General features: G+C 64.6%; 10 protein-coding genes. 3 read left to right on the forward strand and 7 right to left on the reverse strand.

The window, feature by feature from the left end; all coding sequences use genetic code 11:
• Nucleotides 1-48 precede the first annotated feature (48 nt).
• Nucleotides 49-2187, forward strand: a complete 2139-nt coding sequence (ligA, locus tag KU306_RS04610; RefSeq protein ID WP_258303017.1) for an NAD-dependent DNA ligase LigA — start codon at nucleotides 49-51, stop codon at nucleotides 2185-2187.
• 103 nt (nucleotides 2188-2290) lie between these two features.
• Here ligA and KU306_RS04615 read toward each other — a convergent pair whose 3' ends face one another.
• The 4 genes from KU306_RS04615 to KU306_RS04630 all read right to left on the reverse strand — a co-directional run bounded on the left by KU306_RS04615 (nucleotide 2291) and on the right by KU306_RS04630 (nucleotide 6734).
• On the reverse strand, nucleotides 2291-3217 hold the full coding sequence (locus KU306_RS04615) for an ABC transporter permease (RefSeq protein WP_258303018.1): 927 nt from the start codon (nucleotides 3215-3217) through the stop codon (nucleotides 2291-2293).
• Complete coding sequence (locus KU306_RS04620; RefSeq protein WP_258303019.1) at nucleotides 3214-4182, reverse strand: ABC transporter ATP-binding protein; 969 nt, start codon at nucleotides 4180-4182, stop codon at nucleotides 3214-3216. The genes KU306_RS04615 and KU306_RS04620 overlap by 4 nt, the downstream gene beginning before the upstream one ends.
• Before the next feature lie 677 nt (nucleotides 4183-4859).
• Nucleotides 4860-5138 (reverse strand): DUF7967 family protein, encoded by a 279-nt coding sequence (locus KU306_RS04625; protein ID WP_007543941.1) that lies wholly within the window; start codon nucleotides 5136-5138, stop codon nucleotides 4860-4862.
• An 81-nt stretch (nucleotides 5139-5219) separates the two neighbouring features.
• Nucleotides 5220-6734, reverse strand: coding sequence for a methyl-accepting chemotaxis protein (locus KU306_RS04630; protein ID WP_258303020.1), 1515 nt, complete (start codon nucleotides 6732-6734; stop codon nucleotides 5220-5222).
• Between the two features lie 227 nt (nucleotides 6735-6961).
• Between KU306_RS04630 and KU306_RS04635 the strand changes: the two genes are divergently transcribed.
• Complete coding sequence (locus KU306_RS04635) at nucleotides 6962-8701, forward strand: excinuclease ABC subunit C (RefSeq protein ID WP_258303021.1); 1740 nt, start codon at nucleotides 6962-6964, stop codon at nucleotides 8699-8701.
• Nucleotides 8702-8705: 4 nt separating this feature from the next.
• On the opposite strand, the gene KU306_RS04640 is transcribed toward KU306_RS04635, so the two are convergent.
• Both KU306_RS04640 and mdh read right to left on the reverse strand, forming a co-directional pair.
• Complete coding sequence (locus KU306_RS04640) at nucleotides 8706-9626, reverse strand: CPBP family intramembrane glutamic endopeptidase (protein WP_258303022.1); 921 nt, start codon at nucleotides 9624-9626, stop codon at nucleotides 8706-8708.
• 175 nt (nucleotides 9627-9801) lie between these two features.
• Nucleotides 9802-10716, reverse strand: a complete 915-nt coding sequence (mdh, locus tag KU306_RS04645; RefSeq protein WP_007543949.1) for a malate dehydrogenase — start codon at nucleotides 10714-10716, stop codon at nucleotides 9802-9804.
• Nucleotides 10717-10907: 191 nt separating this feature from the next.
• Here mdh and KU306_RS04650 point away from each other — a divergent pair, with 191 nt between their 5' ends.
• Nucleotides 10908-11630: an Sjogren's syndrome/scleroderma autoantigen 1 family protein gene (locus tag KU306_RS04650; protein WP_258303023.1), complete on the forward strand. Its 723-nt coding sequence runs from the start codon at nucleotides 10908-10910 to the stop codon at nucleotides 11628-11630.
• Between the two features lie 86 nt (nucleotides 11631-11716).
• On the opposite strand, the gene KU306_RS04655 is transcribed toward KU306_RS04650, so the two are convergent.
• On the reverse strand, nucleotides 11717-11938 hold the full coding sequence (locus KU306_RS04655; protein WP_258303024.1) for a hypothetical protein: 222 nt from the start codon (nucleotides 11936-11938) through the stop codon (nucleotides 11717-11719).
• Nucleotides 11939-12060 lie beyond the last annotated feature (122 nt).

Below are 12060 nucleotides of genomic sequence, written 5' to 3' on the forward strand. Positions count from 1 at the left end.
ATCGCTTCCCCGGTGTGTTTACGCCGCCTGCGTTCGACCCAACGGACAATGGCAGACACCGACGTCGAGTCGAACCCGTATCTCCGCGACCCGCCGACGGAGTTCGAACCCGCCGAAGAACTCCCACGAGAGGAGGCAGAAGCGCAAGCGTCACTCCTCCGAGACGCCATCCGCGAACACGACCACCGGTACTACGTCGAGGCCGAACCGCTCATCTCTGACGCCGCCTACGACGCCCTCTTTTCTCGACTGCTCGCGCTCGAAGGGACGTTCGACCTCGACACGACCGACAGCCCGACGAGTCGTGTCGGCGGCGAGCCAATCGAAGCGCTGGAGACGGTCGAACACGTCGCACCGATGCTCTCTATCGACCAGAGCACCGACGCCGAGGACTTACGTGAGTTCGACCAGCGCGTCCGTCGCGAGGTTGGCGACGTGGCCTACGTCTGCGAACCGAAGTTCGACGGCCTCTCGGTCGAAGTCGTCTACGAATACGGGCAGTTCGTCCGCGCCGCCACCCGCGGCGATGGCCAACGCGGAGACGACGTGAGCGCGCAGGTGAAGACGATTCCGACGGTTCCGCTCCGTCTTCGGGGCGACTACCCCGAGACACTCGCCGTTCGGGGCGAAGTGTACATGCCCAAACCGGCGTTCAACGACCTGAATCGCCGCCGCGTCGAGGCGGGCGATGACCCCTTCGCCAACCCCCGAAACGCCGCCGCCGGGACGATTCGAAACCTCGACCCGAGCGTCGTCGCCGACCGCCCGATGGCGGTGTTCTTCTACGACATCCTCGACGCGAGCGAGACGCCCGACTCGCAGTGGGAGTCGCTCGACCACCTCCGAGACTGGGGCCTCCGCGTCGCCGACGAACTCGACCGCGTCGAGGACGTGGACGGAGCAATCGACTACCGCGACCGCATGCTGGAGGCCCGCGACGACCTCGACTACGAAATCGACGGGACCGTCATCAAGGTCGATTCACGGGCGGCCCGCGAGGAGTTGGGTGAGAAAAGCAGGTCGGTCCGCTGGGCCTTCGCCTACAAATTCCCGGCCCGTCACGAGGTGACGACGATTCGGGACATCGTCGTGCAGGTCGGCCGAACGGGACGCCTGACGCCCGTCGCCCTCCTCGACCCGGTGGACGTGGGCGGCGTGACCGTCTCGCGGGCGACTCTCCACAACCCGGACGAAATCGACTCTCTCGGCGTCGCCGTCGGGGACCGCGTCCGCGTCAAGCGCGCTGGCGACGTGATTCCACAAGTCGTCGAGGTGGTCGAAGCCGACGAGCAACAGTCGTCGGCCCGCCGGACAGACTCCGGCGAAAGCGCCAGCGGACACTACGAGTTCCCGGACGAGTGCCCCGTCTGTGGAAGTCCCGTCGACCGCGACGGCCCGCTGGCGTTCTGTTCCGGCGGTCTCTCCTGTCCCGCACAGCGCGAGGCGTCAATCGGCCACTTCGCCATCAAGGCCGCGATGGACATCGACGGCCTCGGCGAAGAGCGCGTGGCGCAACTCGTCGACGCCGGACTCGTCGAATCAGTGGCCGACCTCTACGACCTCACGGTCGAGGAGTTGGTCGAGTTAGAGGGCTGGGGCGAGACGAGCGCCCGGAACCTCGTCGAGGCCATCGAAGAGTCGAACGAGCCATCGCTCGATTCGTTCCTCGTCGGTCTGAGCATCCCCGAAGTCGGCGAAGCGACCGCCCGCGCGCTCGCCCGCGAGTTCGGGTCGATAGACGAGTTCCCCATCGGTGAGGACGTTCCGGAGTCCCGGTTCGACGAGTTCGAAGCGCGGCTGACGACCGTCCCCGACATCGGAGAGACGGTCGCTCACCGCGTCCGCGACTTCTTCGAGAACGAGGACAACCGCGCCGTGATTCGCTCGCTTCTCGACCACGGCGTCGAACCCGAGTCTGTCGAGTCCGGCGGCGACGAACTCGCCGACCTCACCCTCGTCGTGACGGGGGCGCTCGCCGTGAGCCGAGGCGACGTCCGCGAACTCGTCGAAGCCCACGGCGGCAACGTGACTGGCTCCGTCTCCGGCAACACCGACTACCTCGTCGTCGGCGAGAATCCGGGGCAGTCGAAGCGGGACGACGCCGACGAGCGCGGGGTGCCGACGCTCGACGAAGACGAGTTCGCGGCGTTGTTGGCGGAACGCGGTATCGAGTATCCGCCGGCGTAAGCCTACAAAAACGGGTCGGCAGCTGGGAAACAGTTCGGCGGCCGAATCAGAGGTCGGCAGCCGAAGTAGAGGTCGGCAGCCGAGTCAGAAACCGGCAGCCGAATCAGAGGTCGGACTTCTGGAACGACCGGTAGCCGAGAATCGGCGGAATCGCAATCCACGCGAGCAGAACCACGAGGATGAACGGCCCCGAGAGGTACACCGGAATGGACTCCTTGAGGATTGGCTGGAGAACCAGCGACTCCTGCAGTCCGGCCTTGAACAGACGGGCGGCCGCGGCCGACCCGTACAGTTGCGCGATGAGCGTCTCGTAGGCCCGAAGCGGGTTCAGGTACTTGATGAACAGCCGCGTGAGGACGATTTGCTCGGCCGCCATCGGGTCGATTCCGGGGACCTTGCCCGCGGCCCAGTTGAACAGGCGCGGAATCCCCGTCGCCACCGTAGACCAGAGGACGGCGAAGATGAAGTACAGGCCGATGGTGCCGAACAGCGCCTGTCGCGGCGTGTTCGACGACGCCGAGAGCCAGATGCCGATGGAGACGAACGCCGTCGCCAGCAGACCTGAAAGGGCGACCTGTCCGGCGAAGGAGACGAACGCCACCTGCGCGCCGGTAAAGAGCATCGCGAAGAGCGCGATGACGAAGCCGACGAGCATCGAAGCGACGACGACGAGCGTCCGGCCGACGAGCTTTCCGAACACCACGTCGCGGCGGGAGTTCGGCAGCGAGAGCAGGAGCTTCAGCGACCCGGACTCGCGCTCGTCGATGAGCGAGCCGTGCGCGGTCACGAGCGCGATGAGCGCCAAGACGAACCCGAGCATCCCCGCGTAGGAGAAGCTAAACAGGCCACCGGGCGCGGTCGTAAGTCCGAACAGCGACTCGGAGTTCGCACCCGCTCCTTTGAGCAGGACGCCGTAGAACAGCACGGTCGAACCACCGATGAGGAGCGCGAAGAACACCGTCAGCCCCATGAGCCACCGCGAGCGCAACGCGTCGCGGAAGTCCTTTCTGGCGACTGATTCGAGCGTCATGCCGGGACCTCCTCTCGGTCGTCTTCGGTGTACGCGAGGAAGATGTCCTCCAGCGACGCCGAGTCGGTCTCGAAGTCGGCGACGGTCGCACCAGACGATTCGACGGCTTCGATGACGTTCGTCTTGGCGTCGGGCTCACAGGCAACGACGAGTTTGTCGCCGTCGTGGTCGACAGACGAGACGCCACTGACGGCGCGGACTGCTTCGAGGTCCGCATCGCCGTCGACCTCCAGTCTGAGGACGGACTCCGATTCGAGTTTGTCTCGGAGGCTGTCGAGGCTGTCTTCGGCGATGAGTTCACCCTCGCGGAGGATGCCGACGCGGTCACAGACCGCTTCGACCTGTCCGAGCACGTGCGACGAGAAGAACACCGTCGCGCCGCGGTCGGCCTCGGCACGGACGATATCGCGCATCTCGCGCGCACCGGCGGGGTCGAGTCCTGACGATGGCTCGTCGAGGATGAGCAAGTCGGGACTGCCAGCGAGCGCCATCGCGAGTGCGAGGCGCTGCGACATCCCTTTCGAGTACCCGCCAGCGCGGCGGTCAGCGTCTTCTTGGCTGAGGCCGACTCTGGCGAGCAGTTCGTCGGGGTCGTCGTCGGATTCTTTCGACTCGATAGCGAATTCGACGTGTTCGCGACCGGTGAGACGGTCGTACACGTCGTATCCTTCGGGGAGGACGCCGGTACGGCGACGAACGGCGACACTGTCTTCTTGGGCGTCGTGTCCGAGGACACGGACTGTGCCACTCGTCGGGCGCACGAAGTCGAGGAGCATGTTTATCGTAGTGGATTTGCCGGCCCCGTTGGGACCGAGGAATCCGAAGACCTCCCCCTCCTCGACGGTGAACGAGAGGTCTCTGACGGCGGTCACGACATCGGCTTCGGTGGAGGACCGAAGTGAATCGAGGACACCACTGTCGTCCCCGAACCGTTTCGTTACGCCGTCCAGTTCGATGGCGGCCATGGGCGGGCTTGTGTGGTGCTGGGATATAGGGTTTTAGGTGCGAGAATCAACTCGGATAACGGAATGATAGCCTGACTGAGCAGTTGTACGCCGTCGAGACCCAATAGCTCCGTGCAGACCGGCGACTTCGTTCAAGTGACATCCTCCCCGTCGTAAACGACGGGACTTCCCCCGCACGAGGAAACCCGGCCTGTTGCCGAGCAGGTTTTAGGACCCTCTCTCCCGAGGTCAGTGAGACGGGTTTCGTCCCTCGCTCGGGAGCGTCCTGTGGCGCTGTCACGGGCGCTCCCATCCGCAAGCGAGTCATCGACGCCCGGTTTCTCGGGGCGTCTCTCTCCCAAGCGGTCATGCCTCACGGCACGGTCGGTTCGGTCACACTTCCCCGACCCGTGGGCCGGGTTCCCGTGCTGACGAACGACGCGAACCCCGCAGTCGGTTGCAGAACCGACCCGTGGGAACCGACGCCCCGAAATGTTCGGGACGCTGGTTTCAGCGCGTCTCGTACTCCCGCGCAAGTTCCGAGAGCCGACGTAACCCTTGGTAACGTGTACGAGACGGCGTGTGCTAAGCGTTGGGGTTTCAGCCAGCCATCGACGGCGGTTGGTCAATCCCATGTCGGATTCACGCCCGCCGTGAACGGCGGGATTCTCTCCTCGAAGAAAGATAGACGTCTTCGCTCAGACCTCGTCGTCGGGAGCGTGCGACTCGGCCATCTTCGTCGCTTCGGCGGCGTATCGCTCCTGAAGCGACTCGTCGGTAACGGGTTCGAGGTTCTTCTTCGGCGCTTCGATGGCGGCCGTCGTCACCATCCGCCGCTGGTGCATGACGGCAGCCGCGAGTTCCTTCCGAAGTTCGTACTCGCCGTCGGTCGTCGCGTAGATGAGAACGATGAGGTCCCGGTCGTCGTACGACCGTTCGACCAGCCACAACTGGACACTGTCGTCGGTGTCGGCCATGCCCCGTCATTTGGCGGGGGCTCCCTTACGAGTGGCGCATCACGCGACTGCCCGCGGCAATGGCCAACTGTCGGTTCCGGCTTAGGACTGTGCGCCAGTCAGCTCTTCGACTTCGACCGCGAGCGACGACAGCGCCTGCGTGCTCTCTTCTGTCGCCGTGACGATGCTCTCGACGGCCTCTTCGGTCTCGACGGTTCGGTCGTGAACGTCTTCGATGGTCATCGTCAGGTCCTCGACCGACTCGGCCTGTTCGTCGGTCGCCCGCGACACCTCGGCGACGCCGTCGGCAGCAGTGTCGATAGCCTCGGCAATCTCTTCGAACGCTTCCAGCATCTCGGTGATGCTCTCGTCTGCGTGTTCGATTCGGTCGTTGGACTCGGTCGCCGCGTGGACTGCGTCGTCGGTTCGGTCCTGGATACCCTCGATTTGCTCGGTGATGTCTTCGGTGTGCTGTCGGGTCTCGTCGGCCAGCGACTTGACCTCCTCTGCGACGACGGCGAACCCGTCGCCGTCCTCTCCGGCGCGTGCCGCCTCGATGTTGGCGTTGAGCGCGAGGAGGTTCGTCTGCTCTGCGACCTCGGAGATGACTTCGACGACGGCTTCGATGTCGTCCATCCGCTCGCCGAGTTCGGTCACGCGGTCGACGAGTTCGTCACCCATCGTGACGACGCTCTCGGTCGCCTCGCGCGCCTCGCTGTTGGCTTCGCGGCCCTCTGCAGTGGCCTGACGAGCCTCGGCGGCCGCGGTATCGACCTCGTCGGCCGTGGCAGCCACTTCCTCCATCGTCGCGCTGAACTGCTGCATCTGCGTCGACCCCTCGTCGAGGAGTTCCCGCTGGGCTTCGACGTTCTCGGCGATTGCGTCCGCCGCGGAAGCAGCGCGAGTGACCGCCGCAGTCGCCGTGTCCGTCTCCTCTTCGACGTTCGTCGCGAGCGTCGAGAGTTTGCGCGCCGTCTCGTTCACGGAATCGACGACGACGAGGAGTTGGTCGTCGATGACGTCCTCGCGCTCGATTGTCGCGCGAGCGTCGAGGTTCCCCGCCGTCAACTGGGTCAGTGTCGTCTCGACTTCCTCGACGAGCGCCGCGACCTCCTGGTGGCGCTCGACTTCGTCCGTCCGGTTCCGAACGGTCTGGAGGACACCGACGAGGTCGCCACCCTCGTAGAGTGGCATCGCGGTGTGGCGCGCGTGGCATGTTGCACCGCTCGCGTCGGTGAACGTCTCCTCCTCGGCGTAGAGCATCCGCGAGGAGTCGTCGAGTTCGATACCGTCGTTTTCGCTCGCTGTCTCGGGCTGTTGGAGAACTGTCCCGGCGAGAACCGAATGGGCGGGGTCGCCGTAGAACAGTTCGCCGAGGTCTGTCCGGCCGAGTGCCGCGTCGTCGGACGTTCCCGTCAGCGACTCGACGCCGGAGTTCCACGCGGCGACTCGTCCCTGTTCGTCGAGAACGAACGCCGGGAGGCCCACGCCGTCGAGAAGGACGTCGTCGTCGACGTTCAAATCCGGTGCAGCAGTCGCAGCCGCAGTGCCACCGTCAGTGAGCGGCGTCTGTCGGCCAAACCAAGAGCGGAGACGTTCGAAGATTCCCACTGGCATATCACGGTTGTTGCCGACCCTCACACGAGTAACTTTCGTGATAATTATCAATCTCGATAATAAACCAACAACCATGGTGTCTGTTGAATACTGTTGAACAGTATCAGCCACGAGGTTTCGGCGAGGGGAGATACAGGTCGTCTTCGACACGCAGAAACCGGCAGCACAGACACCGAGTGACGGCCCGACGCGTCAGCCTCAAGCCGTTCGCGGAGTAAGCCCCGACGATGGACGCAGGCGCGGTCACAGAGCGAGCAAACGCGTTACCGGCCGACCCCGGCGTCTACCAGTTCGTCGCCGGAGAGACAGTACTGTACGTCGGCAAAGCGGTCGACATTCGCGCCCGTGTCAGGTCGTACGCAGACCCTCGCTCCGAGCGAATCGCCCGGATGGTCGACCGGGCGGAGACTATCGACTTCGCCGTGACCGACACGGAGACACAGGCGCTCCTTCTCGAAGCGAACCTCATCAAGCGTCACCACCCTCGGTACAACGTTCGCCTGAAGGACGACAAATCGTATCCACTCGTCCAGTTGACCGACCACCCCGTGCCTCGAATCGAGGTGACGCGCGACCCGGAAGACTCGGCGACCGTCTTCGGCCCCTTCACCGACAAGGGACGCGTCGAGACGGTCGTGAAGGCACTCCGGGAGACCTACGGCCTTCGCGGGTGTTCGGACCATAAGTACGCCAATCGAGAGCGGCCGTGTCTGGACTACGAGATGGGTCTCTGTACGGCACCGTGTACGGGCGAGATAGCCCACGATTCCTACCGAGAAGACGTGGAATCGGCCGTTCGGTTCTTTCAGGGTGAGACGGGCGTCCTCTCTGACCCCTTGCGACGCGAGATGGAAGCCGCCGCACAGGACGAGGCATTCGAGCGCGCCGCGAACCTTCGGGACCGCCTCGACGTAGTCGAATCGTTCCACGGTGGCGGCGAGGAAGCCGTCGCCGCCCAGTCAGACGAACGGGCAGTAGACATCCTCGGCGTCGCCTTGCGCGGCGACGACGCGACCGTGGCCCGTCTCCACTCCGAACGCGGCCAGTTGGTCGACCGAACGCGACACCACCTCGACGCACCCGAAGGCGAGGACCGAACCGCAGCGGTCCTCTCGGCGTTCCTCGCGCAGTTCTACGCCGAGCGCGACCTCCCGGACGCGGTCGTCCTCTCGGAACATCCAGACGACCGAGACGTGGTGAACTGGCTCGAATTCGAAGGCGTCGGCGTCCGCGTGCCCGGTGCAGGCCGCGAGGCGAAACTGGTCGAACTCGCGCTGAAGAACGCCCGCAGGCGTGCTGGCCGCGACGACGGGCTCGCGACGCTCGCCCGCGAATTGAATCTCGACGTGCGCCGCGTCTCCCGAATCGAAGGCTTCGACGTGAGCCACGCACAGGGAAAAGCCGTCGTCGGAAGCGACGTGTGTTTCGTCGACGGCGCGGCCGAGACCGGCGATTATCGGAGGCGGCGACTCCCCGAGCGCAACGACGACTTCGCCAACATGCACGAGTTGATTCGCTGGCGGGCGACCCGCGCACTGGAGGGGCGCGACGACCGACCTGACCCCGACTTACTCCTCATCGACGGCGGCAAAGGACAGTTGAACGCGGCACTCGACGCACTGGAAACGACGGGGTGGGACGTGCCCGCGGTCGGCATCGCCAAGGACCGCGAGTTGGTCATCACACCCGAGCGAACCTTCGACTGGCCGGACGACGCGCCGCACCTCCACGTCCTCCAACGCGTCCGCGACGAAGCACACCGCTTTGCGGTTCAGTATCACCAGACCCTCCGCGACGAGGTGAAGACCGTCCTCGACGACGTGTCCGGTATCGGGCCGAAGACTCGGCGCGCACTCCTGACGCGCTTCGGAAGCGTCGAAGGCATCCGCGAGGCGTCAGTCGAGGACCTCCTAGACGTTCCGGGTGTCGGCGAGAAGACCGCCGACGAGCTTCGGCGACGGCTTTGAAGCCTCAGTCGAGTGCGTCGACGTCGAACACCGACGACCGAAGCAGAAGTCCCACGGCGACCACGGTCCACGGAACGACGACGACTGCCCCGACGACAGTCGGCCCGAGAAGGGCGGGCGTCTCCGGGGTCGAAAACAGCACGCCGAGAGAGCCGACCGCGTTGATAACGCCGTGCGCGACGGCAGCGGGCCACACTGACTCCGCGCGGAGCGCGACCCACGCGAGAAACGTCCCGGTCGCCGTCGTCATCCAGACCATCGCCAGAAATCCAGTCCACGGCGCGCCGACGTAGCCGACCCCGTAGTTGTATCCCAGCGAGACGAGCGGCCAGTGCCACGCGCCCCAAATCACGCCGAGACCGACGATGGCGCGCCAGCGACCGAGCGGGAGGAGTTTCTGGAGGAGATAGCCCCGCCAGCCGAACTCCTCGCCGAAGGCGAAGACGGCGTTGAGCGTCGCCCCGAGGACGAGCGCCTGCACGAGTTGTGCGACAAGCACGACCTCGATGGGCGCACCTGGCGGGAGGAATTGCCGAAGGGCGGTCAAGTCCGCGTCGAAGTACGCCGGGAAGAACGCGAAAAACAGCGCCACACCGGCAATCGAGAGGCCGAGCGGCGCGAGCCACGCGAGGAGGTACGTCCGACCGTTCGACCGAATGGCAGGGCGGAGTCGCAAGTCGTCCCACCCCTCGTCTGTCACAGCGCGCGTGACCACGTTTGCGACGGCCGGTGAGAACATGTAGAACGTACTGACGAGGACGAGCCAGAGTGGAAGGCCCGGAATTACCTCGGGGGAGTCGGTCAGCCCACCGAGCGAAAAGACGACCAGTGCTGTGAGACCCGCAAGCCCGAACGCGACGAGGAGGAATATCGTGATTCGCCGCGTTTCCAGCGACTCGAAAGACGAGTCGGTGACGGTCGACATACGAGGACTGTCGGGTGAACGTGAGAAAACCTTTGTCGCGTTGGAGTACCGCGGGAGCGTCTCGTTCGTGACGAGAGAGGCAGGTGTGTCAGCGTGACGCGGCGGGTCGGCCAGTGCGGCCAAAAAGTCAGTGTTAGACCGGAGTTTAGTGCGGAGTCGCTCCGAAGCGTCCAGTTTACGCGATTTTGTTGTACTGGTCGCGGAGCTTCTCGGCGGCGTCGTCCATGAGGTCGGCCTCGTAGTCGTCGAGGTCCCACTCGACGACCTCTTCGATGCCGTTCGAGCCGAGTTTGACGGGGACGCCGAAGGCGGTGTCCTCGTAACCGTACTCGCCGTCGAGGACGAGCGAACCGGGGAGCACTTCGCCGGTGTCGTGCAGGACGGCCTCGACCATGTGGGCGACGCCGGTCGCCGGACCCCACTGGGTCGCGCCCTTGCGCTCGATGACGTCCATCGCGGACTCCTTGAGGTCGCCGAGAATCTCGTCTTTCTCGTCGGCGGAGAACTCGGGGTCGTTGCCGTTGACGCGAACCTTCGAGAAGACGGGGACCTGCGCGTCACCGTGCTCGCCGAGGATGGTCGCGTCGACGTTCTTGACCGGCGCGTCGAAGCGCTGGCTCAGCACGTAGCGGAAGCGTGCGGAGTCGAGGCGGCCACCGAAGCCGATGACCTTGTGGCGGTCGCGGTCGCCCGTCTCGTACAGGTGACGGTTGAGCAGGTCGACGGGGTTGGATGTCGTAATGGACACGAAGTCGTCGTTGTACTCAGCGAGGGAAGAACCGATGTCGTCCATGATGGGGGCGTTGTCGCCCGCGAGGTCGATACGGGTCTGCCCCGGCTGTCGCGGAATCCCCGCCGTGATGACGACCACGTCGGAGCCAGCGGTGTCCTCGTAGCCACCCTGCTTCACGACCGTGTTCGAGTCGTACGCGATGCCGTGGTTGGTGTCTGCCGCCTGTCCAACCGTCTTGTCCTCCATCTTCGGGATGTCCACGAACACCAGTTCGTCGCAGACGTCACGAAGCGCGAGGTTGTATCCAGCCGCAGCGCCGACCGTGCCGGCCGCGCCAATCACGCTAACTTTCGTCATACCACATTAACGAGGCCGTGGATTCCGAGTAAACGTTTCGGAACGAACACCATCGCGCCGTCTGTCGATTTTTCATTCGACAATCGTCGAATCATGTAGAGAGTAGGAAGCAGGCAGTCACCACTCACGAGGCGTCCAGCGAACTCTCCGACGCCGTGGGGTTTTTCGACGTACGCGGCGTCCGATTGGACATGAGCGACTTCGACAAAGAGGCAGAGCGCCAACGGCTTCGAGAGAAGTACGAGCAGGACGAGGCAAAGCGTCGCTCGACACAGCGGATGAGCGAACTGCTCCTCAAGGGCGCGACGATGACCAACAAGCACTGCGACCAGTGCGGAGACCCCATATTCCGGTACGACGGTGAGGAGTTCTGTCCCACGTGTCAGGCCGGAGGGCAGTCTGCCGCGGCGGACGAGGGTGCTGCGGAGGCCGCGGGCGAGGCGAGTGCAGAACCTGACGCCCGGACCGTCGCCGAGGCTGATTCCGAGGCAGTCGCCGAGGCTGACGCCGGAAGAGTCGCGGAGACCGATGCCGGAAGAGTCGCGGAGACCGATGCCGGAAGAGTTGCTGAGGCCAACGCCGAGACAGTGGCTGGAAGCGACACCGTAGACAGAGAACCACCAGCCACGACCGAAAACGTCGGGCAGTCGGCGGCGTCGGCGTCCGAACAGGCCGACGAACAGCTATCCGAACGTACGGCCGAGTCGAAGAACGGAGCGCGTCGGACGCGGCAGCGCGCATCCACGACGACGCGTGCTGTAGGTGGGGACATTTCGAGTGCGCGCGAATCGCTCGTTCGGACGCTGACGTGGGCGGCAACCGAGGCAGAAGCAACCGACGACCCGCGCCGCGCAGTCGAATATCTCTCTGCCGCGCGGGAGGCCGCAGAAGCCATCGACGCGCTCGACCGCTGACACCTGTCTACGCTACTCGACGACCGACGCGACGCTGAGTCAAACGTCGCGGCCGAGGCCGACGCTCCGTGTACTCGCAGTTCGAATCAGGCGACGCGCACGGTCCGCCCGTCGGACGGTGAGTACACGAAGTCGGGACCTTCCGGACGGTAGTGTTCTGATTCGGCGTACAGACTCTGCTCTTCTTCGCGTGGCTCGTCGGTACAGAAGATATCTCGGTCGTCTACCTGCACAGTTTCGTGCTGCGGCTTGCCGTAAAATGCACGCTGTCCGGTCGACGTGTCGGTGTGCAGGGCGAAGTTACTCATGTTCGAGTAGTAATTTTGTCGCCAACCACATAATGTTTTCCTAGTAACAACAACCGTGAATATTCGGGTTTGAAGACTTACTTCGGCTGGTTTGGGCATCGGGTGTGACGACGGGAAGTCGA

The sequence above is a fragment of the Haloferax larsenii genome, from assembly GCF_024730625.1.
Classification (GTDB): domain Archaea; phylum Halobacteriota; class Halobacteria; order Halobacteriales; family Haloferacaceae; genus Haloferax; species Haloferax larsenii.